Annotated in this window: 20 protein-coding genes; 17 read left to right on the top strand and 3 right to left on the bottom strand. The window is 73.2% G+C overall.

The genetic code is table 11. The annotated features are described in order from the left end of the window. The first annotated feature begins 98 nt into the window (after window positions 1-98). From HF526_RS11960 to HF526_RS11950, 3 genes are all read left to right on the top strand, one after another. Window positions 99-200 (top strand): 30S ribosomal protein bS22, encoded by a 102-nt coding sequence (locus HF526_RS11960; RefSeq protein ID WP_010241351.1) that lies wholly within the window; start codon window positions 99-101, stop codon window positions 198-200. A 140-nt stretch (window positions 201-340) separates the two neighbouring features. Further along, the gene (locus tag HF526_RS11955) at window positions 341-1,378 is read left to right on the top strand and encodes an NAD-dependent epimerase/dehydratase family protein (RefSeq protein WP_169381463.1); all 1,038 of its coding nucleotides are present in this window, start codon (window positions 341-343) and stop codon (window positions 1,376-1,378) included. Window positions 1,379-1,418: 40 nt separating this feature from the next. After that, window positions 1,419-2,432 carry a lysophospholipid acyltransferase family protein gene (locus HF526_RS11950; RefSeq protein WP_420821609.1) on the top strand — a complete coding sequence of 338 codons (1,014 nt, stop codon included), beginning with the start codon at window positions 1,419-1,421 and terminating at the stop codon, window positions 2,430-2,432. 24 nt (window positions 2,433-2,456) lie between these two features. Here HF526_RS11950 and HF526_RS11945 read toward each other — a convergent pair whose 3' ends face one another. The 3 genes from HF526_RS11945 to HF526_RS11935 form a co-directional block, all read right to left on the bottom strand. Next, window positions 2,457-3,317, bottom strand: a complete 861-nt coding sequence (locus HF526_RS11945) for an HAD family hydrolase (RefSeq protein WP_420821611.1) — start codon at window positions 3,315-3,317, stop codon at window positions 2,457-2,459. Window positions 3,318-3,596: 279 nt separating this feature from the next. Next, window positions 3,597-5,027 (bottom strand): DUF5667 domain-containing protein, encoded by a 1,431-nt coding sequence (locus HF526_RS11940; protein WP_169381462.1) that lies wholly within the window; start codon window positions 5,025-5,027, stop codon window positions 3,597-3,599. A 157-nt stretch (window positions 5,028-5,184) separates the two neighbouring features. Continuing rightward, window positions 5,185-5,811, bottom strand: a complete 627-nt coding sequence (locus HF526_RS11935) for a sigma-70 family RNA polymerase sigma factor (protein WP_239028588.1) — start codon at window positions 5,809-5,811, stop codon at window positions 5,185-5,187. A gap of 617 nt (window positions 5,812-6,428) precedes the next feature. On the opposite strand from HF526_RS11935, the gene HF526_RS11930 reads away from it, so the two are divergent. The 14 genes from HF526_RS11930 to HF526_RS11865 all read left to right on the top strand — a co-directional run. Further along, the gene (locus HF526_RS11930; RefSeq protein WP_169381461.1) at window positions 6,429-8,042 is read left to right on the top strand and encodes an AMP-binding protein; all 1,614 of its coding nucleotides are present in this window, start codon (window positions 6,429-6,431) and stop codon (window positions 8,040-8,042) included. A 40-nt stretch (window positions 8,043-8,082) separates the two neighbouring features. After that, on the top strand, window positions 8,083-8,328 hold the full coding sequence (locus tag HF526_RS11925) for a glutaredoxin family protein (RefSeq protein ID WP_169381460.1): 246 nt from the start codon (window positions 8,083-8,085) through the stop codon (window positions 8,326-8,328). Between the two features lie 51 nt (window positions 8,329-8,379). Further along, complete coding sequence (locus HF526_RS11920) at window positions 8,380-9,975, top strand: molybdopterin-dependent oxidoreductase (protein WP_338051421.1); 1,596 nt, start codon at window positions 8,380-8,382, stop codon at window positions 9,973-9,975. A gap of 227 nt (window positions 9,976-10,202) precedes the next feature. Then, window positions 10,203-10,835 carry a fasciclin domain-containing protein gene (locus HF526_RS11915; protein ID WP_239028587.1) on the top strand — a complete coding sequence of 211 codons (633 nt, stop codon included), beginning with the start codon at window positions 10,203-10,205 and terminating at the stop codon, window positions 10,833-10,835. Between the two features lie 307 nt (window positions 10,836-11,142). Then, window positions 11,143-11,895 carry a redox-sensing transcriptional repressor Rex gene (locus HF526_RS11910; RefSeq protein WP_338051420.1) on the top strand — a complete coding sequence of 251 codons (753 nt, stop codon included), beginning with the start codon at window positions 11,143-11,145 and terminating at the stop codon, window positions 11,893-11,895. Then, a complete protein-coding gene (locus HF526_RS11905) occupies window positions 11,892-13,274 on the top strand; it encodes a glutamyl-tRNA reductase (protein ID WP_169381457.1) in 1,383 nt (460 codons plus the stop codon). The genes HF526_RS11910 and HF526_RS11905 overlap by 4 nt, the downstream gene beginning before the upstream one ends. Further along, entirely contained in the window at window positions 13,271-14,272 is a 1,002-nt protein-coding gene (gene hemC / locus HF526_RS11900; RefSeq protein ID WP_338051419.1) for a hydroxymethylbilane synthase, read from the top strand. The genes HF526_RS11905 and hemC overlap by 4 nt, the downstream gene beginning before the upstream one ends. Continuing rightward, a complete protein-coding gene (locus HF526_RS11895; protein ID WP_169381456.1) occupies window positions 14,269-15,810 on the top strand; it encodes a bifunctional uroporphyrinogen-III C-methyltransferase/uroporphyrinogen-III synthase in 1,542 nt (513 codons plus the stop codon). Before hemC ends, HF526_RS11895 begins: the two co-directional genes overlap by 4 nt. A gap of 125 nt (window positions 15,811-15,935) precedes the next feature. Next, the gene (hemB, locus tag HF526_RS11890; protein ID WP_169381455.1) at window positions 15,936-16,916 is read left to right on the top strand and encodes a porphobilinogen synthase; all 981 of its coding nucleotides are present in this window, start codon (window positions 15,936-15,938) and stop codon (window positions 16,914-16,916) included. Between the two features lie 116 nt (window positions 16,917-17,032). Beyond that, window positions 17,033-17,779: a hypothetical protein gene (locus HF526_RS34580; RefSeq protein WP_211177086.1), complete on the top strand. Its 747-nt coding sequence runs from the start codon at window positions 17,033-17,035 to the stop codon at window positions 17,777-17,779. Window positions 17,780-17,849: 70 nt separating this feature from the next. Further along, window positions 17,850-18,365 carry a DUF4282 domain-containing protein gene (locus HF526_RS11880; protein ID WP_169381454.1) on the top strand — a complete coding sequence of 172 codons (516 nt, stop codon included), beginning with the start codon at window positions 17,850-17,852 and terminating at the stop codon, window positions 18,363-18,365. 158 nt (window positions 18,366-18,523) lie between these two features. After that, entirely contained in the window at window positions 18,524-19,435 is a 912-nt protein-coding gene (locus HF526_RS11875) for a hypothetical protein (protein ID WP_169381453.1), read from the top strand. A gap of 107 nt (window positions 19,436-19,542) precedes the next feature. Then, window positions 19,543-20,844: a glutamate-1-semialdehyde 2,1-aminomutase gene (hemL, locus tag HF526_RS11870; protein WP_338051434.1), complete on the top strand. Its 1,302-nt coding sequence runs from the start codon at window positions 19,543-19,545 to the stop codon at window positions 20,842-20,844. Next, window positions 20,841-21,093, top strand: a 253-nt coding sequence (locus tag HF526_RS11865) for a histidine phosphatase family protein (protein WP_169381451.1), incomplete at its 3' end; no start/stop codon positions are given. The genes hemL and HF526_RS11865, both read left to right, overlap by 4 nt.

Raw genomic sequence — 21,093 nt, 5'->3', positions numbered from 1 at the left:
ATCGCCCCGACGTCCGTGTCGCGTGCCCCGTCACGTCGAGCTCGGGTGGGCGTGAGCGCAACACGGTCGGCTCGATACAGATCAGGAAGGACTGACGCATGGGCTCAGTCATCAAGAAGCGCCGCAAGCGGATGTCGAAGAAGAAGCACCGCAAGCTGCTCCGCAAGACCCGCGTGCAGCGTCGCAAGCTCGGCAAGTGATGCAGACCGGCCGCCCAGCGGCCGGTCTGCGGGCGTTCGTCTCCCGGACGCCGTGAATTCCCCCGGGTCGTCCCCTCCGTGCGGCCCGGGGGTCTAGCATCGGGGGCTCGCTCACCAGCACTTCTCGCGAGGTTGGCTCGTTGGCACCTTCCGTCGTTCTGGTCACCGGTGTCAGCCGGTTCCTCGGTGGTCATCTGGCTGCCCGTCTCGCAGCGAACCCGGACATCGACCGGGTGCTCGGGGTGGACACCATCCCGCCGCCACGGGACCTGCTCCGCAGGATGGGGCGTGCCGAGTTCGTGCGTGCCGACATCCGTAACCCGCTCATCTCCAAGGTCATCTCCAGCGCCTCGGTCGACACGGTGGTGCACGCGTCGGTGTCGGCCAACCCCGCCTCGTCGGGTGGCCGCACGGCGATGAAGGAGATGAACGTCATCGGCACCATGCAGCTGCTCGCGGCCTGCCAGAAGGAGCCGTCGGTGCGGCGGGTGGTGCTGAAGTCGACCACGGCGGTCTACGGGGCCAGCTCGCGTGACCCCGCGCTGTTCGACGAGGCGATGACGCCCAAGGAGATGTCCTCGGGCGGCTACGCCAAGGACGCCGCGGAGATCGAGGGCTACGTGCGCGGCTTCGCCCGCCGCCGCCCCGACGTGTCGGTCACCGTGCTGCGGTTCTCCAACTTCATCGGCCCGCGGATCGAGACCGTGCTCACCCGGTACTTCGCGCTGCCGGTGATCCCCACGGTGCTGGGCTACGACGCGCGCGTGCAACTGCTGCACGAGGAGGACGCGCTGGCGGTCCTGGAGCGGGCCGCCAGCGAAGAACTGCCCGGCGTGTTCAACGTCGCCGGCGACGGGGTCCTGCTCCTCTCCCAGGCGATCCGCCGGGCCGGGCGGATCCCGCTGCCGGTGCTGAGCATGGCCGTCGGACCGGTCAGCAAGGTCTTCCGCAGCGCGCGGATCGTCGACTTCTCACCCGAGCAGATGCGCTTTCTGAACTTCGGCCGCGTCGTCGACACCCGGCGGCTGCGCGAGGACTTCGGGTTCACCCCGCGCTGGACGACGATGCAGGCCTTCGACGACTACGTCCGGGGCCGGGCGCTGCGCCCCGTCCTCGGGCCGGAACGGGTCGCGGCGGTGGAGCGCGGCGTCCTCACGGTCGCCCGCGCGCTGTATTGACCAGACATCGATCCCAGACATAGGGATGAAGGGAGCCCCCGTGCCGGAAGCACGCGTCATCCCGCTGCGAGCCGAGGAGGGTGGCGGCGTCGGAGGAGCCCGTCCCCGCTGGCGGCTGGGGGCTGAGGGTCCCGGCCGCCGCCCTGCGGGCGTCGTCCCCGAGCCGCCCGTGCCGGACCTGACGCCGCAGCCGCCCGAGCCCGCCCCGCCGCCGGCCTGGGAGCAGGCGCTGGAGGAGTCGCTGGCGTTCCTGCGCCGCCGGCTGGCCGGCGACTACACCGTCGACGAGTTCGGCTTCGACCAGGATCTGACCGACAGCGTGATGCTGCCCGCGCTGCGCCCGCTGTACCAGAAATGGTTCCGGGTGGAGACGATCGGCATGCACCACGTGCCCGCCGAGGGCGGCGCCCTGGTGGTGGCCAACCACTCCGGGACGCTGCCGCTGGACTCGATGATGACCGCGGTGGCGCTGCACGACGACCACCCGGCCAAGCGGCACCTGCGGATGCTCGGCGCCGACCTGGTGTTCCGGCTGCCGGTGATCGGCCAGCTGGCGCGCAAGCAGGGCGGGACGCTGGCGTGCAACCCCGACGCCGAGCGGCTGATGACCTCCGGTGAGCTCGTCGGGGTGTGGCCGGAAGGCTTCAAGGGCATCGGCAAGCCGTTCCGGGACCGCTACAAGCTGCAGCGTTTCGGCCGCGGCGGGTTCGTCTCGGCCGCTCTGCGCACCGGCGTGCCGATCATCCCGTGCTCCATCGTCGGGGCCGAGGAGATCTACCCGAAGATCGGCGACCTGAAGCCGCTGGCCCGGCTGTTCGGCGCGCCGTACTTCCCGATCACGCCGCTGTTCCCGCTGCTCGGCCCGCTGGGCATGATCCCGCTGCCGTCCAAGTGGTACATCGAGTTCGGCGAACCGATCCGCACCGACGAGTACGAGCCGGCCGACGCGGACGACCCGATGCTGGTGTTCAACCTGACCGACCAGATCCGGGAGACCATCCAGCACACGCTGTACCGGCTGCTGAGCCAGCGGCGCAACGCTTTCCTCGGCTGAGCCGCCGGGCCGCGCCCGCGCCGCTCAGCGCCGCCGGTACGCCATGCCCACGGCGACCGCGCCCGCGAGCGCCCCGGCGCCCAGGACCGACGGGACGCCGATCCGGGCTGCCTTGCGACCGGTCCGGAAGTCGCGGATCTGCCAGTTCCGCTCCTTGGCCACGTCGCGCAGTTCGGAGTCCGGGTTGACGGCCACCGCGGTGCCGACCGCGGACAGCATCGGCACGTCGTTCACCGAGTCCGAGTACGCCGTGCAGCGCCGCAGGTCCAGGCCCTCCGTGGCGGCCAGCGCGCGCACGGCGTGCGCCTTGGCGGGCCCGTGCAGGATCTCGCCGACCAGCCGCCCGGTGTAGTGCCCGTCGACGCTCTCGGCGACGGTGCCCAACGCTCCGGTCAGGCCGAGCCGGCGCGCGATGATGAGGGCGAGCTCCACCGGCGTCGCGGTGACCAGCCAGACCCGTTGCCCGGCGTCGAGGTGCATCTGCGCCAGCGCGCGGGTGCCGGCCCAGATCCGGTCGGCCATCAGCTCGTCGTAGATCTCCTCGCCGAGCGCGATGACCTCGGCCACCGGGCGGCCTGCCACGAAGGACAACGCGGTGTCGCGGTGCCCGGCGATGCCGCCCTTGTTCTCGCCGCCGATCCGGAACTTGAACTGCTGCCAGGCGAACCCGGCCAGGTCCGAGGTGGTGAAGAACTTCCGTGCGGCGAGGCCACGGGCGAAATGGAAGATCGACGCGCCGACCATCATCGTGTTGTCGACGTCGAAGAACGCGGCCGCGGTGAGGTCGGTCGGCGGGGCGTCATCCGGAGCGGAGGTCTCACCGGCGGCGACGGCGGCCGCGGCGGCCGCCTCCCCGGCCCGGCGGGCGGGGTCGAGCGCGGTCACCCGGTCGAGGACCGCCGAGGACTCGGCGATGCCGGCCACTTCGAAGCGCCCGTCGCCCGCTGCGGGGTTCGGGTCATGTTGTCCTACCACCTGCGGGCCTCCGGTAGACCGACTGACGAACACCGCTCAGGGTACTGTCGCCGCCCGCCGGCGATGAGCGGTGAATCACCCTCGGTGGGCGTCGGGCGACCGTGCGGCGGCCGGGCTGCCGGGCGCACCGAGGCCGCCGCGGTGGTGGCCGCGGCGGCCTCGGAACGGATCGGGCCGACCGTTGTGTGATCAGCCGATGGTGATGCCCGGCATGCCGGGCAGCAGCGGCGGCAGCTGGATCGGCGGCAGCAGCGGCAGCGGGGCCGGCACCGAGGCCGGCGCACCCGGCGCCGGGATCGATGCGCTTGTGCTCGGTGCGGCGCCGCCCGGGAGCGCCGGGTTGCCCAGCGGGTTGTTCTCCGGGCCGACGCCGGGCAGCAGGCCGCCCTCGCCGCCGGGGACGCTGGACGCGCTCGGGCTGCCCGGGGCGGACGGCGCCGGCGAGTTGCCGTTGGACTGCGAGGTGGACGAGCCGACCCGCGACGACTGGTTGTTGCCGGCCTCCCGCGCCGGGGTGTTGGGCCCGACCTTCGGCGTGCAGGCTCCCTCGGCCGGGACAGGGCCGAGGTCGTCGACGACGCCGGAGGTGACCTCGTTGCACGACATCCGCATCCGGAGCGCCTCGGCGCGGCCGGCCATCCGCTCGAGCAGCGCCATGGACTGGTCCGCGTCAGGCAGCGCCGGGGTGGGCAGCGCGGAACGCAGGGCGGCGAGGCGGGCGGCCTGCTGGGCGGCCCAGGTGCGCAGATCACCCAGGCCGTCGGCGCCCGGCACCTGCTGGCCGCCGAGCAGCATCCGCGACCCCTCGCTCGCGGCGGAGTCGAATGCGCTGATCGTCGCCTCGAGCAGCTGCGGGTCGGGGGCGGAGGTGCGCTGACGGGACACCAGCTGCTCGACCTCGCTCAGTCGGGTCGAGGCGAGATCGAGTTGCCGGCGGGCCTTGGCCTCGTCGCCGAACGTCATGGCCAGCCCGGCCGACTCGGCGACCCGCTTGACCCCGTACAGCGTGTCACCGGGCAGCGCGTCGCGGCTGAAGAACGTACCGGCCCCGGCGAGCGCGACCATCACGGCCAGCGCGGCCACGCCGATGATGCCGACGCGCCGGCGCGCGCTCGCGGCGCCGGGACGGCGGGAGCCGCGACTGCCACGGGGCCGGTCGACGGCTCGGCTCGGCATCTTGTGCCGGGCCCGGCCACCGTGCGGGACGCCGTGGCCGAGAGCGACGGTGGTCTCCGCCGCGGTCGGCTCGGCGGCCTCGACCACGCTCAGCTCGGCGGTCGGGTCGGAGGCACCGGGGATCTCGGCGGCCGGCCGGGCCGTCGGGTGCGGCGTGGGGACGGCGGCGAGCGGGGCGGTCTGCTCGCCGGCCGACGGAGCCGGAGGTGGCGGTGGGCCGTCCTGCTCGCCGCCACCCTGCTCCTCGGCGAGCGCGGCGAACAGCCGCGCCCGCATCCGAGCCGAGGTCTCCGGGTCCGGTGACAGCGACGCCCGGCTGCGATCCAGCGCGGCCGCCAGTGCCAACTCGTGCGCCAGTTCCTCACGTGCGTCGGCACCAGGGGGTGACCCGAACTCCGTCGCCGCGGCGAACCGCTCTTCGTCCTCGCCCTGTCCCGCGGGCATCTTGGCCGTCCTCACTGCATCTCTGCGCTTTCCCGACGTTCACCTGCACAACGAGGCAGGGTCGCGCCGGTTACGGGGCACAGACCGTTCACCGCATCGAGTTGTTCATTCGCCGCACCCGTAACGCGGGGGTGACCGCAGCCGATATAGCGCTCGTTCATCGCAGCCCGTCGGGGAGCAGTTGGGCGAGCCGTCGGACCGCTCGGTGTTGAAGGGCCTTGACAGCTCCTTCGTTGCGGTCCATGAGCTGCGCGGTCTCCGCCACCGAGAGGCCCTGCAGGAACCGTAGCTGGATGCATTCCTGCTGGTCAGGGTTCAGTTTGGCGATGCAGCGCAGCAACTCGTCGTTGGTCGCGTTGTCGAGCACCTGCTGTTCGGGACCACCGGTGCTCGGGGAGAGCTCGACGATCTCGGCCGTGGTCGACTCCAGCCGGTACCGGCTGGACTTCACGTGGTCGAAGATCAGGTTGCGGGCGATCGTGACGAACCATGCACCGATGTCCCGGCCCTGGTAACTGACCGAGCCGATCCGGCGCAGCGCCCGGACGAACGTCTCCTGGGTGATGTCCTCGGCCAGCGTGCGGTCGCCCATCCGGAACAGCACGTACCGGAACACGACCTCGTGATACCGGTCGAACAGCTCGCTGAAGGCCCGCATGTCGCCGGCCTGGCAGGCCTTGACCAGGGCCCAGGAGCCGCTGGATTCGGCGGCCTCCTCCGCGCCGTCGGGCTCGGCGTCCCCGGCGGCTCCCGGTCCGGCGGCGGCCTGGGGTGTCGACCGCAGCGGCACGGACGGCCGCTGCGGCGCGACGGGGGGAGCGGACGCAGGGGGTGCCGGCGGGACGTCGTCGCCGACGATGCGGGGGCGCTGTCGGGGTAAGGGCATCGCCGAGCCGTGGGCCGGCGGGGTGGCGTCGGGGCGCTGAGCGGGATCGAACTGCTCGGCGCGTCGGGCCGTCGTCGGGGGCATCGGAACCTCTCCCGCCGCGCGGGGGCGGACGGTGTCGGTGCGGAGCAGCCGCTGCGGTCGCATCGGGCGGGTCATGACTCCCGACGGGCCCCGCGTCGAGCACACGGCGGGAAGGCCGGCGGTGCGCAGGCAACAGGCTGCATGCCACTCCCTTGGGTGAGTCTCGCGTCGAACCTCGAGTTCGGGCGTTAGGTCGTTTGTAGCGGCGGAGCATACGACCGGGCGGAGGGCCCCAAACCGCGCACCGCCGCTCGCCGTCAGCCGCTTCCGGTGAGCGGCTGGCTACGCGCGGTCAGCGTCATCGTCTCTCAGTGTGTTCATGCCCACGCATCCGGGGGCCTGCGCCGAATGTCGGGGACCGCCGGCATCCGGCTCGTGCCAGACTCGCCGACGGTCACTGGTCGATCCCTCCGACCCCGAGGAGACACGCCGTGGACAGCGCATCCGACCGGCCCGGCGGCGGCCCGGCGACGCCTCCGCCCGTGCATCTGGCGGACCTGGTGTCCCGCGCGGCGGGCCGGGTCCCGGATCATCAGGCAGTGGTCGACGCCACTCGCGACCTCACGCTGACCTGGGCGGAGCTGGATGCGGCTGTGTCCGGTGAGGCAGCCCGGCTGCGGGCCGCCGGCGTCGGCCCGGGCGACCGGGTCGTCGTGATGCTCGACAACGGCGCGGCGTTCTGCGTCGCGCTGCTCGGTGCGCTGCGGGCCGACGCGACGGTGGTGCCGATCGGGCCCCGGGCGGTCTCGCGGGAGCTCGAGATCGTGTTCGGTGATTGCTCACCCAGTGTGATTGTCGTCGCCCCGGACGTGTCCGCGGTGGCGGGCCCGGCCGCGGCGGTCGGCGCGGCGGTGCTCGCGCCGCCCGATCCGGCGGATGCGCGGGCTGCGGGCAACGGTCCCGATTCGGCGGTGAGCGGCACCACGTTTGAGCGTGTCGTCGACGGAGGTACAGCCGAGTCCGCCCGGGGCGGGGAAGCCGTCGCGCTGCTCGTCTACACCTCCGGCACCACCGGGGTGCCGCGCGGCGTGCAGCTGTCGCATCGCGCGGTGCTGGCCAACCGGGCCCAGGCGGCGGCGCTGCGCCCGGCGCCGGTCACCCCGGTCGACCGGGTCCTGCTGTCGCTGCCGCTGTTCCACATCTTCGGGCTGGCCGCCGGCCTGCTGCAGGTCTGCTGGGTCGGCGCGACGGTGGTGCTGACCGAGCGGTTCGACCCGGAGCAGTCGGTCGACGTCATCGTCAAGCACCGGGTGAGCGGGGTGGCCGGGGTGCCGTCGATGTACCGGCTGCTGCTCGACCTGCCGGCCGAGCGGCTGCGCGAGGCGTTCGCCGGCGTCCGGCTCTGTACCTCCGGTGGCGCCCCGCTGCCGCCGGGCTGGCTGGCCGACTTCCGGGCGGCCACCGGCCTGGACATCCATGAGGGATACGGCCTCACCGAGACCGGCCCGGTGCTGACCAGCACGCTGGTCGGTGGTGTGGCCAAGCCCGGCTCGGTCGGGCGGGCACTGCCCGGGATCGAGGTGCGGCTGGTCGACACGGAGGGCCGGCCGCTGGACGAGCGTGCGGCCGACGAGGAGTCCGACGGCGTCTCCGACCCGGCGCACGACACCGGGCTGGTCGCCGCGCGCGGGCCCAACCTCTTCTCCGGGTACTGGCCGGACGGGACGGGCGGCCCGGACGCCGACGGCTGGTTCCGCACCGCGGACGTCGGGTACCTCGACGCCGACGGCGACCTGCATCTCGTCGACCGGGCCTCCGACCTGATCATCGTGAACGGCTTCAACGTCTACCCGCGCGAGGTCGAGCGGGTGCTCGGCGAGCTGGACGAGATCACCGAGGCGGCGGTCGTCGGGATCCCGGACGACCGGACCGGCGAGGCGGTGAGGGCCGTCGTCGTCCCGGCCGGCGGAGCCGAGCTGAGCGAGGACGACATCCGCCGGCACTGCGCGGCCCGGCTGGCCCGGTTCAAGGTGCCTGCCGTGATCACCTTCGTCGACGCGCTGCCCCGCACCCCGACGGGGAAGGTCGCGCGGCGTCTGCTGTGAGTGGTGCGAGCCGACCGACCGAGAACGAGGAGGACGCCTGATGTCCGGTGAACCGAGGGTGACCGTGCTGACTCGGGTCGGCTGCACGGCGTGCGCCAAGGCCGAGGAGGACGTGGCGCGCATCTGCGCCGATCTCGGTGAGAGCTGGACGGCCGTGGACGTCGACTCCGAGGTGGAGCTGCGCGCGGAGTACGGCGACCGGGTGCCTGTGATCATGGTCGACGGCCGGGAGCACGGGTTCTGGAAGGTGGAGGAGAAGCGGTTGCGGACCGCCCTCGCGGGCTGAGTCGATCCGGTCCGATCGAACCGGCCGCGCCCGCACCGCGAAACTCCCGGTGTGAGCACCACCGCCGCGCCACCGCAGCCCACCCGACCTCCCCGGCCCGTCATCCCGCGGGGGCTCGCCGCCCTGATCGGGGTGCTCGCCGTCGGCGCCGCGCTGGGCGCCGGGCACGTGGTGGCCGGCCTCGTCTCGCCGTCGTCGTCGCCGTACCTGGCGGTGGGGGACACGGTCATCCGGTTCTCCCCGCAATGGCTCACCGAATTCGCCAAGACCACGTTCGGCACGGCCGACAAGCCGGTCCTGCTCGGCGGGATGGCCGTGGTCATCGCCCTGGTGGCGGCGGCGGCCGGAATCGCGTCGCGGCGCAACCCGGGGCCGGGCGTCGCCGTGGTCGTGGTGCTCGGCGTGCTCGGGTTCCTGGCCGTGCTCTTCGTCCCGGTCTTCGCGCCGCTGGACCTGGTCGCGCCGCTGGCGTCGCTGCTCGCCGGGGTGCTGGTGTTCCGGTTCCTGCACGGACTGGCGCTGCGCACGTACGCGGCTGCTGCGGCCGGGCCGTCCGGCGGTCCGGCCGTCTCCCGGCGCGGCGTGCTGATCGGCTCGTCGGCCGCGGTCGGTGTCGGGGCGCTCGCGGCCGGGGCCGGCGGGCTGTTCCTGGGCCGTGGCATCGAGGACTCCCGGGCGCAGGTCACGGCGCGGCTCGCCGCGCTGACCGGGGTGCAGCGGGCCCCGGCGATCCCGGCGGGCGCCGACTACGCCGCCGAGCTCGGCACGACCAGGTTCGTCACCCCGAACCCCGACTTCTACCGGATCGACGTGGCGCTGCGGATCCCCACCCGGTCGGCGGCGGACTGGCGGCTGCGGATCCACGGCATGGTCGACAACGAGATGACGCTCACGTTCGACGACCTCCTGCGCCGACCGCTCGTCGAGAAGACGATCACGATGATGTGCGTGTCGAACGAGGTCGGTGGGCCGCTGATCTCGACGGCGAACTTCATCGGCGTGTCGCTGCGCGACATCCTGCTGGAGGCGGGCGTGCGGCCCGGCGCGCAGCAGGTGTTCACGACGAGCATCGACGGCTGGACCGCCGGCACGCCGACCGACGTGATCATGGAGCCGGGGCGCCACGCGCTGCTCGCGGTCGGGATGAACGGCGAGGCGCTGCCGCCCGAGCACGGGTTCCCGGTGCGCATGGTGGTGCCCGGCCTGTACGGCTTCGTCTCGGCCACCAAGTGGATCGCCGACATGGAACTGACGACGTTCGACGCGCGACAGCCGTACTGGCTGCAGCGTGGCTGGGCGCAGCAGGCCCCGATCAAGACCCAGTCACGGATCGACAGCCCGCGCGGCTTCAGCACCGTCCCCGCCGGGAAGGTCGCCATCGCGGGGATCGCCTGGTCCCAGCCGACCGGAATCTCCAAGGTCGAGGTCCGGATGGACGGGGGCCCGTGGCGGGTCGCAGACCTCGCGACGGAGGTGTCGGGCGACACCTGGCGGATGTGGCGCACGGAGTTCGATCTGGCCCCCGGCAGCCACACCGTCCAGACCCGGGCGACCGACCGCAACGGCCGGACCCAGACCGAGATGCGCGCCGACCCGATCCCGGACGGGGCCACTGGTTGGCCCGCCACCATCTTCAACGTCAGCTGATCTGCTTGCCGCGCACTCGGCGCAGATCGGTGGAGAACCCCATGTCAGCCGGGATATCAGTCCTTTGTAGATGGTCATCACCGGCACCGTGACCTAACTGTTACGTCCACTGGAGAACCAACTTTGGCGCGATGCCGAAGATCCAGGTGACAGGTCCGGACCGACCGGACCGAGCTCGAGGAGGAACCACCGTGCGAAAGATCCAGCGACTGGCGGCAATCGGCGCGATGGCCGCCCTGACCGTCGCACTGGGGGCCTGCAGCAACAGCGAAACCGCCTCCACCGGTACGGCCCCGACCTCGGCCGCCGCTGCCGCCGCTCCCACCTCGCAGGCCATGGCCGGCAACGGTGCGACCACCAACGCCGACGTCTTCGGTTCCGCGTGCTCGCAGCTGCCGACCGGCGACGCCCCGGGCTCGCTGAACAACATGGGCCCGCAGCCGGTGGCGAGCGCCGCGTCCACCAACCCGCTGCTGACCACGCTGGTCGCCGCGGTCGGCAAGGTCCCCGGCCTGGCCGACACCCTGAACGCCGCTCCGGCGCTGACCGTCTACGCCCCGGCGAACTCGGCCTTCGAGAAGATCCCGGCCGCCACGCTGCAGAGCGTGCTCGACAACGAGACGGCGCTGAAGAACCTGCTCTCGTACCACGTCTCCGGCACCCGCTACGACAAGGACGGCCTGCTCGCCGCCGGTACGACCACGCAGCTCGCCGGTGGCACCGTCAAGGTCTCCGGGAGCGGCGACAACATCACGCTGACCGGCGGCAACGGCCAGAGCGCCAACGTCGTGTGCGGCAACATCCCGACCAAGAACGCCACGGTGTTCGTCATCGACTCGGTGCTGATGCCGGCCGGCTGATCGCAGGCATCGCCCCCGCCGGACTCCCGGCGACCGCCCGTCGCGGTCGCCGGGAGTCCGGCTGTTCGGGGCCGGACGTCAGGACGATGAACGGCTGCTTCCGGGCGCCCACCGGTCGCCGTCGAACGCAGTTGTGTGGAGCACGTCGCAGACCAAGATCGCAACTTTGTGCGTGCCTTCACAAGCGGCTACCGTGTATTTCAGTCGCCGCCGAGGCCCCGTCGACCCAGGTCGCGCCTGGCGCGCTGGACGCGGGCCCCTGACCGCGGATCGCATGACGGAAAACGACGCTCGAGGAGACGCCAGCGTGACCTTGCCGCCGCAGGCCGGCCCCTCGGGCGCTGCTGCCGCGAAGCTGGCGCGGTCCATCCCGGAGGCCACGGTCGCCCGGCTGGCCGTCTACCTCCGCATGCTCGGCGAGCTCGCCGAGCAGGGCGCCGAGACGGTGTCCAGCGAGGAGCTCGCCACCGCGACCGGGGTCAACTCGGCCAAGCTCCGCAAGGATCTCTCCTACATCGGCTCCTACGGCATCCGGGGGGTCGGTTACGAGGTGGCGGCGCTGCACCACCAGATCGAGCGCACCCTGGGGCTGGACCACCAGCAGGCCGTCGCACTCGTCGGGGTGGGGAACCTGGGCCACGCGCTCGCCGGCTACAGCGGCTTCGGCGGCCGTGGCTTCCCGGTGGCGGCGTTGTTCGACGTCGATCCCGACCTGGTCGGCATCCACATCAACGGCATCCTCGTCGAGCACGTCCGTGACATCGCGCGGGTCTGCGCCGAGCGCGGCGTGACCATCGGCATGATCGCCACGCCGGGCCCGGCGGCGCAGGCCGTCTGCGACCAGCTGGTGCGGGCCGGCGTGGAGTGCATCCTGAACTTCGCCCCCGTCCTGCTCCAGGTGCCGGAGCAGGTGGAGGTGCGCAAGGTGGATCTCGCGGTGGAGCTGCAGGTCCTGGCGTTCCACGTGGCGCGCCGGCGCGCGGCCGAGGCCGCGCCCGGCGCCAACGGCGCGCACGGTCCCGTGCCCGCCACGAACGGATCGGCGGTGCTGCCCCGGTGAGTGTCCTCGTAGTCGGTATGTCGCACCGCAGCGCCCCGGTCGAGCTGCTGGAGAAGGCCGCGGTCGGGGCCGAGGACGTACCCAAGCTGCTCGACGAGATGCTGCGCGCCCCGCACATCAGCGAGGTCGTGCTGCTGTCGACGTGCAACCGCATCGAGGTGTACGCGGTCGTCGACGCGTTCCACGGCGGTCTCGCCGACATCTCCGCGGTACTGGGCCGGCATGCCGGGCTCGAACTCGGTGAGTTCACCGGGCACCTCTACGTGCACTACGCGGCGTCCGCGGTGCAGCACCTGTTCTCGGTCTCCGCCGGGCTCGACTCCATGGTCGTCGGCGAGTCACAGATCCTCGGCCAGCTGCGCACCGCCTACGCCGCCGCCGACGAGGCCGGCACGGTGGGCCGGGTGCTGCACGAACTCGCCCAGCAGGCGCTGCGCGTCGGCAAGCGGGTGCACGCGAGCACCGGGATCGACGCCGCGGGTGCGTCCGTCGTCTCCGAGGCGCTCGCCGACGCCGCCCGCGGACTCGGTCGTGACCTGACCGGGACTCGCGCCGTCGTGGTCGGCGCCGGGGCGATGGGTGCGCTGGCGGCCGCCCACCTGCGCCGCGCCGGCGCCGCCGAGATCGTGGTGGTGAACCGCTCGCTGGAGCGGGCCGAGCGGCTGGCCGAGAACACCCAGCGGCAGGGCACCCCGGCCCGCGCCGGGCTGCTCTCCCAGCTGACCGACGAGCTGGCCGGCGCCGACCTGATGGTCGCGTGCACCGGCGCCGTCGGCACCGTCGTCGACCGGTCCGCGGTGGCCGCGGCCCAGGACGGCCGTCCCGACCGGCCGCTGGTCGTCTGCGACCTCGGGCTGCCCCGCGACGTCGACCCCGGCGTCGCCACGGTGCCCGGGGTGACCGTCGTCGACCTCATCGCGCTGCAGCGCCGGCTGGTCCGGGGCGCCGGCGCCGGAGGGGCCGACGCCGTCGCCGCCGCCCGGCAGATGGTGGCCGACGAGGCGCAGGCCTACCTGGCCGCGCAGCGCTCCGCCGAGGTCACCCCGACGGTGACGGCGCTGCGTCGCCGCGCATCCGAGGTCGTCGACGCCGAGCTGCTGCGGCTGAGCTCCCGGCTGCCCGGACTCGACGACACCGTCCGCGACGAGTTCACCCGCACCGTCCGGCGCGTCGTCGACAAGCTGCTGCACACCCCGACGGTGCAGGTGAAGAAGCTCGCCGAGGGGCCCGACGGCACCAGCTACGCGCAGGCGCTGCGGCAGCTCTTCGAGCTCGACCCGCAGTCGCCCGCCGCGGTGGCCACCCCGCGCACCGGCCCGGACGTGCTCACCGCGCTCGAGGCCCAGATCCCTCCGGCCGGCGAGGAGGCCGCGACGTGACATCCCCCGCTCCGCTGCGCGTGGGCACTCGGCCCAGCGCGCTGGCGATGGCCCAGGCCGGCACGATCGCCGAGCTGATCCGGGCTGCCGGGCGGCCGGCCGAGCTCGTGCCGGTGAGCACCCCCGGCGACCGCTCGCAGGCGCCCGTCGTCGAACTCGGCGTCGGCGTGTTCGTCTCGGCGCTGCGCGACGCGCTGGCCGCAGGCGAGGTCGACGTGGCGGTGCACTCCTACAAGGACCTGCCCACCGCGCCCGATCCGCGGCTGGTGCTGGCCGCCGTCCCGTCGCGCGAGGACCCGCGCGACGCCCTGGTGGCCCGCGACGGCCGCGTGCTCGGTGAGCTCGCGGCCGGCTCGACGGTGGGAACCGGCTCGCCCCGGCGGGCCGCTCAGCTCGAGGCACTCGGGCTGGGACTGCAGGTCGTGCCGATTCGAGGCAACGTCGACACCCGGATCGGCAAGGTCCGCTCCGGCGAGCTCGACGCGGTCGTCGTGGCCGCGGCCGGGCTGCGCCGGTTGGGCCGGGTCGACGAGGCCGCGGAGCTGCTCGACCCGCTGCAGATGCTTCCTGCGCCCGCGCAGGGTGCACTCGCCATCGAGTCCCGGGCCGGTGCGCCCGGGAGCCCTGAGCACGAGCTCACGATGTTCCTGGCCGCAGCACTCGACGACGCGGCGGCCCGCGCGGCCGTCACCGCGGAGCGCGCGGTGCTCGCGACCCTGGAAGCCGGCTGTAGCGCCCCGATCGGGGCGCTGGCCGATGTGGTGTCCGACCTGGACGACGACGGTCGGGCGGTAGACCGCCTCTCGCTGCGTGCGGTGGTCGGTACGACGGACGGCGGGCTGCTGCGCGCCTCCGTCACTGGAGATATGGACGACGCCGAGAAGCTCGGTGCGGCCCTGGCCGCCGAGCTGCTCGACATGGGCGCCGACACGTTGCCGGCTGCGCCGCCGGTGGCTGCCGGACGCCAAGAGAACCGCTGGATCGGGAGTTCCGAATGAACCGAGCACCTTCCACCCCGGGTCGGGTCGCCTTCGTGGGCAGCGGCCCCGGCGATCCCGGTCTGCTGACCGTGCGCGCCCGGGACGCGCTGGCGGGCGCTCCGCTCGTGGTCACCGACCCTGACGTGCCCGACGGGATCCTCGCCGTGGTCGCCGACGGTGCCGAGGTGCGCCCCGCCGTCGGCCAGCCTGCCGACGTGGCGCGCGACCTGGTCGCCGAGGCGACCGCGGGCCGGGCCGTGGCCCGCCTGATCAGTGGCGACCCGCTGACCGCCGACTCCGTCGTGCAGGAGGCCCTCGCGGTGGCCCGCGCAGGCGTCCCGTTCGACGTGATCCCCGGCGTCCCGGCGGGTACCGCGGTGCCCGCCTACGCGGGTGTGCCGCTGGGCTCCGCGCACATCGAGGCCGACGTCCGCGCGGGCGTCGACTGGGCCAAGCTGGCCGCCGCCCCGGGCACGCTGGTGCTGCACGCCTCCGCGTCGCACCTGTCCGAGGTGGCCGGCTCGCTGACCGAGCACGGGCTGGCCCCGCAGACCCCGGTCGCGGTGACCGCGGGTGGCACCGAGTCCACTCAGAAGACCGTGGAGACGACGCTGGCCACGATGGCCGCCGACGCCGCCGAGCTCGACGGCCCGCTTGTGCTCACCGTGGGCGCCGAGGTGGGGCAGCGTTCCGAGCTGTCCTGGTGGGAGTCGCGCGCGCTGTACGGCTGGCGGGTGCTGGTGCCCCGCACCAAGGACCAGGCCGGTGCGATGAGCGACCGCCTGCAGGTGCACGGGGCGATCCCGGAGGAGGTCCCGACCATCGCGGTCGAGCCGCCCCGCTCGCCCACCCAGATGGAGCGCGCGGTCAAGGGCCTGGTCGACGGCCGTTACCAGTGGGTGGTGTTCACCTCCACCAACGCCGTCCGCGCGGTGTGGGAGAAGTTCGCAGAGTTCGGCCTGGACGCGCGCGCGTTCTCCGGTGTGAAGATCGCCTGCGTCGGCGCCGCGACCGCGGAGAAGGTGCGCAGCTTCGGCATCGTGCCCGAGCTCGTCCCGGACGTGACCGAGTCGCAGGAGTCCTCCTCCGAGGGGCTGCTGCAGATCTTCCCGCCCTACGACGACGTGCTCGACCCGGTCGACCGGGTGCTGCTCCCGCGCGCCGACATCGCGACCGAGACCCTCGCCGCCGGCCTGCGCGAGCGTGGCTGGGAGATCGACGACGTGACCGCGTACCGCACGGTGCGCGCCGCGCCGCCGCCCGCCCCGATCCGGGAGGCGATCAAGACCGGTGGGTTCGACGCGGTGTGCTTCACCTCGTCGTCCACGGTGCGGAACCTGGTCGGCATCGCCGGCAAGCCGCACGCCCGGACGATCGTCGCCTGCATCGGCCCGCAGACCGCCGAGACGGCCCGCGAGTTCGGCCTGCGCGTCGACGTGCAGCCCGAGGAGGCCCGCGTTCCCGCGCTGGTCGACGCGCTCGCTGCGCACGCCGCCCGGCTCCGCGCCGAGGGCGCCCTGCCGCCGCCGAAGAAGGCCAAGGCCCGCAGGCGCTGACGCGCACGACCCCTGGACCCGCCGCCGCTGACCCGCGGACGGCGCTGCTCGTGGGTGGCGGTCGTCATGACCCCGACGGTCGCCGCCCACGGGACCTCTCCTGCCAGGCGTCGTAGGCTGGAATGATGGCATTCCCCACCCAGCGCCCGCGCCGTCTCCGCACCACCCCCGCGATGCGCCGGCTGGTCGCCGAGACCGAGCTCCGCCCGCGCCACCTCGTTCTCCCGATGTTCGTCAAGGAGGGCGCGACCGAGCCGGTGCCCATCGCCTCGATGCCCGGGGTGGTCCAGCACACCCGGGACTCGCTGCGCAAGGCGGCCGCCGAGGCGGTCGCGGCCGGCGTCGGTGGCCTGATGCTCTTCGGCGTCCCGGCCCGCCGTGACGCCACCGGTAGTGCCGGCGTCGACCCCGACGGCGTGCTCAACGTCGCGCTGGCCGACGTGCGCGCCGAGGTCGGCGACGCCACCGTGATCATGTCCGACCTGTGCCTGGACGAGTTCACCGACCACGGGCACTGCGGGCTGCTCGACGCCGACGGTGCCGTCGACAACGACCCCACCCTGGCCGTGTACGCCGAGATGGCCGTGGCCCAGGCCGCCGCCGGAGCGCATCTGGTCGGCCCCAGTGGAATGATGGACGGGCAGGTCGGCGTCATCCGGGCCGCGCTCGACGACGCCGGACACGGTGACGTCGGGATCCTCGCCTACACCGCGAAGTACGCCTCGGCGTTCTACGGCCCGTTCCGCGAGGCCGTCGACTCCCAGCTGCGCGGCGACCGCAAGACCTACCAGCAGGACTCCGCGAACATCCGGGAGTCGCTGCGCGAGCTCGCCCTGGACCTGGACGAGGGCGCCGACATGGTGATGGTCAAGCCGGCCATGTCGTACCTGGACGTGCTCCGTGCCGTCGCCGAGCACTCGGACGTGCCGGTCGCCGCCTACCAGGTGTCGGGGGAGTACTCGATGATCGAGGCGGCCGCCGCGAACGGCTGGCTGGACCGGGACCGGACGATCATGGAGACGCTCACCGCGATTCGCCGCGCCGGCGCCGACATCGTGCTGACCTACTGGGCCACGGAGGTCGCGGAGCGCCTCGGCCGCGGCTGACCGGCGGGGTACGGCTCGGCCACCTGCCATCTGCGCTGGTAACGACGCTGTCACGCCGTTCGCCCGTTCGTTGCCTTGTCTGGACAGGTGTGTTCGCCCGCTTTACGTTGCGCGATATGACGACACCTCCCGACCCGCGGTGGCAGGGTCAGCCGGGCCAGCAGCCCCCGCCGGGTCACGGGCCACCGCCCGGATACGGACCGCCCCCGCAGGGTGGGTATCCGCAGCAGGAGCCCGGGCAGGGGCCCCCGCCCGGATGGGCGCAGCAGCCCGGTTACGGGCCGCAGCCGGGATACGGGCAGCAACCGCCCCGCTACGGCCAGCAGCCGGGATACGGGCCGCAGCCGGGTGGTTACCACGGCCAGCAGCCCGGCTACGGCGGTCCGCCCGGGAAGCCGGGCCCGGCGAGCTTCGGCATCGCCGGGGTCAGAGCCGCCTACGCCGATGCCCGGCCGCCGAAGGAGGTGCACCAGGCGTTCCTCGCCCTCCTGGGGGTGATCGCGCTCGGTGTGCTCTCCTCGATCGTCACCCTGATCTTCACCGCGATCCTGCTCTCCGGGCTGGGTATCGGGGCCGGCATCGTCGGGTCGATCTTCGCCCTGGTCATTGCCGTCGTCATGTACTCGGTTGGTCTCTACATCGCGATCCAGATGCGAGCGGGCCGGAACTGGGCGCGAATCACGATCGCCGTGCTCGGCGGTATCGGATTGCTGTTCGGGATCATCGGCCTGTTCAGCCAGGCGACCGGCTTCGGCAGTGGCTACACGGTCATCTACGTGGTGATCTCGCTCGGCCAGATCATCCTGATTGCCGCCACGCTGTTCCTGATGTTCCGGCCGAACGTCAACGGCTATTTCCGCTGACCGTTCCTCCCGGCCGCGGCAGTCCCGATTCGATCGCCTTCATCCCTCGACCAGGCGGGAGTAGCGCGCGATGACCTACGACCCAGCATCACCCGGAGAACCACGACCTGGCCCGGGCCAGGGCCAGCGCGGTTCCGGTTGGCAAGGCGGCCCGCCGGGCTACGAGGGCGCGCCCCCACCCGGCTACGGCCAGCCCCCGCCGCCCGGTTGGGGTGCCGGTCCCGGTGGCCCTGGTGGACCCGGTGGGCCGCCCGGGCCGGGTGGGCCGCCGGGGTTCGGAGCCGGCCCCGCCGGGGGCCCGCCGAGTACGGCGCGGGGCTTCCTCTCCGCGCTGTTCGACTTCGGCTTCAACCATTTCGCGACGCCTGCCGTGGTCAAGGTGCTCTACATCATCGGCCTGGTGATCCTGGCGCTCGGTTATCTGATCGCCGTGATCGCCGGATTCAGCCAGGGCGTCGGACTGGGCCTCGCCGCGCTGATCGGCGGTGCACTCGTGGGGCTGTTCTACCTGACGCTGTTCCGGGTCACGCTGGAGTTCTACTACGCGGTCGTGCGTATGTCGGAGGACATTCACCACCGCCGCTGACGCCGCTCGTACAGCCCACCGGCGCGGAGACCGCGCATGCGCGGTCTCCGCGTTCGCGTGCAATGCCTTCACGCGGTCGGGTGCGAGATCTGGTCCGGTGAGGCGCATACGCGGCGCGCTCGTGGACACCCCGTCCGGATCGGACCTACGGTTGCGCGGTGACGACACCGCCGGACCCGCAGGGGCAGCCCGACCGGAGCGCGGCGCAGCAGCCGGACGAGGGCCGTGAGCAGCGCGGCTCGGAGCAGCGCGGCGGTGACGAGCAGGCCGGCCAGCAGCCCCAGCAGGGCCGGGCCCAGTACGGCCAGCAGCCGAGCTACGGGCAGCCGCAGTACGGGGAGCAGCCGCCCTACGGGCAGGCGCCGTACGGCCAGCCGAGCTACGGGCAGCCGCAGTACGGGGAGCAGCCGTCCTACGGGCAGGCGCCGTCCTACGGGCAGGCGCCGCCCTACGGGCAGTCGCCCCCGTACGCCCGACAGCCCGGATACGGCCAGGAGTACGGCGAACAGCAGTACGGCCAGTACCCCTACGGCGCCGGATCGCAGTATCCGTACCCCTACGGCGCCGCGGGCCCGGCGGGGGTGGGCGGGGCCGATCTCGGGCCGGTCCAGCGGCCGCAGGCCATGCTCGCGTCACTGGTGTTGCTGGTCATCAGCGCGCTGCCGTTCCTGGCCATCGGGGCGGGCCTGCTGCTCCTGCCGATCAATCTCGCCGGGTTGCCGCCGGAGCTGAACATCGACCAGGCGATGGCCGACGCGGGTGTGACCGCCCCGCAGCTCATCTCGGCGTTCCGGGTCGTCGGTGGGATCGTGTTCGCCCTGGCGGTGCTCTACGTCGCCTTCGCGGTGCTGGCGTTCCTGGGCCGCAACTGGGCCCGCATCGTGGTCACCGTCATGACGGTCGTCTTCGGGCTGTTCCTGCTGTTCATGATGGCCAGCGTCCTGGTCGGCGGCGGCATCGACATCGCCAGCCTGCTGATCTTGCTGGTGATCTTCGTGGCGTCGGTCGCCGGCACGATCCTGATGTTCGTGGCGCCGTCGAGCCAGTTCTTCGCGGCTGCCCGGCGCTGACCCGGCCCGGGGGCCGTCGGCCGGATTCCCCGGGAGCTGGGAGACTGATGGCCGTGAGCTCGCCGTCCGCCTCGTCTGCGTCGTCCCTGCACCCCCCGACGTCCCCGATCTCCCCCGAGACCTCGGCCCGGCTCTTCGAGCGGGCGGCCGCAGTGATCCCGGGCGGGGTGAACTCGCCGGTCCGGGCGTTCAGCTCGGTCGGTGGGACGCCCCGGTTCATGGTCTCGGCGGCCGGCCCGTGGCTGACCGACGCCGACGGGATGCGCTACGTCGACCTGATCTCGTCGTGGGGCCCGATGATTCTCGGGCATGCGCACCCCGCGGTCGTCGAGGCGGTGCGGGAGGCGGCAGGCCAGGGGCTGTCCTTCGGCGCCCCGACCGCGGCGGAGGTCGCGCTCGCCGAGGAGATCATCGCCCGGGTCGCGCCCGTCGAGCAGGTGCGGCTGGTGAACTCCGGCACCGAGGCCACGATGAGCGCGATCCGGCTGGCGCGCGGCGTCACCGGCCGCCGGGCCGTGATCAAGTTCGCCGGCTGCTACCACGGGCACGTCGACGCCCTGCTGGCCCAGGCCGGCTCCGGGGTCGCGACCCTCGGGCTGCCGACCAGCCCCGGAGTCACCGGCGCGCAGGCCGCCGACACCATCGTGCTGCCCTACAACGACCTGGACGCGGTCCGCGACGCGTTCGCCGAGCGGGGCTCCGAGATCGCCTGCGTGATCACGGAGGCGGCTGCCGGGAACATGGGCGCGGTGGCCCCGCTGCCGGGCTTCAACGCCGGGCTGCGCGACATCGCCCACGAGCACGGCGCGCTGCTCGTGATGGACGAGGTCATGACGGGCTTCCGGGTCAGCCCGAGCGGCTGGTACGGCGTCGACGGCGTGGCCGGCGACCTCTACACGTTCGGCAAGGTGATGTCCGGTGGGCTGCCGGCCGCGGCCTTCGGCGGACCGGCCGAGTACATGCGCTACCTGGCCCCGGCCGGGCCGGTCTACCAGGCCGGCACGCTGTCCGGGAACCCGGTCGCGGTCGCGGCGGGCCTGGCCACCCTGCGGCACGCCGACGAGTCGGTCTACGCCGCGCTGGACGCGAACGCGACCCGGCTCGGCGGGCTGATCGACGATGCGCTCACCGCGGAGGGTGTCCCGCACCGGGTGCAGTACGCGGGCAACCTGGTCTCGGTGTTCTTCTCCGACGACGAGGTGCACGACTACGCGGGCGCACAGGCCGCCCAGACCTGGCGGTTCCCGGCGTTCTTCCACGCGCTGCTCGAGCGCGGGGTGTATCCGCCGCCGAGCCCGTTCGAGGCGTGGTTCGTCTCCGCGGCGCTCGACGACGAGGCGTTCGCCGTGATCGAGGCGGCGCTGCCCGACGCCGCCCGGGCGGCCGCGGCCGTGCAGGCCCCGGCATGAGCCCCCGGACGCTGGTGCACTTCCTCCGCCACGGCGAGGTGCACAACCCTGCCGGCGTGCTCTACGGCCGGCTCCCCGGCTTCCGGCTCTCGGAGAACGGCCGCGGGCAGGCCGAGAAGGTCGCGAAGGTGCTGGCCGAAGCGGACCTGGCCGCCGTCGTTGCCTCGCCGCTGCAGCGCGCCCAGGAGACCGCCGCCCCGATCGCCGACACGCACGGCCTGCGGATCGTCACCGAGGACGGGCTCATCG

Source organism: Pseudonocardia acidicola (genome assembly GCF_012911935.1).
GTDB classification, from domain to species: domain Bacteria; phylum Actinomycetota; class Actinomycetes; order Mycobacteriales; family Pseudonocardiaceae; genus Pseudonocardia; species Pseudonocardia acidicola.
This window is presented reverse-complemented; position numbering and strand designations above follow the sequence as displayed.

Bases quoted from the DNA above. Each gene is read 5' to 3' on its own strand.
- HF526_RS11960 (WP_010241351.1), top strand. From the start codon at position 99: ATGGGCTCAGTCATCAAGAAGCGCCGCAAGCGGATGTCGAAGAAGAAG.
- HF526_RS11940 (WP_169381462.1), bottom strand. From the start codon at position 5,027: ATGCCCGCGGGACAGGGCGAGGACGAAGAGCGGTTCGCCGCGGCGACG.
- HF526_RS11925 (WP_169381460.1), top strand. From the start codon at position 8,083: ATGTCCGGTGAACCGAGGGTGACCGTGCTGACTCGGGTCGGCTGCACG.
- HF526_RS11915 (WP_239028587.1), top strand. From the start codon at position 10,203: ATGGCCGCCCTGACCGTCGCACTGGGGGCCTGCAGCAACAGCGAAACC.
- HF526_RS11895 (WP_169381456.1), top strand. From the start codon at position 14,269: ATGAACCGAGCACCTTCCACCCCGGGTCGGGTCGCCTTCGTGGGCAGC.
- hemB (WP_169381455.1), top strand. From the start codon at position 15,936: ATGGCATTCCCCACCCAGCGCCCGCGCCGTCTCCGCACCACCCCCGCG.
- HF526_RS34580 (WP_211177086.1), top strand. From the start codon at position 17,033: ATGACGACACCTCCCGACCCGCGGTGGCAGGGTCAGCCGGGCCAGCAG.
- HF526_RS11880 (WP_169381454.1), top strand. From the start codon at position 17,850: ATGACCTACGACCCAGCATCACCCGGAGAACCACGACCTGGCCCGGGC.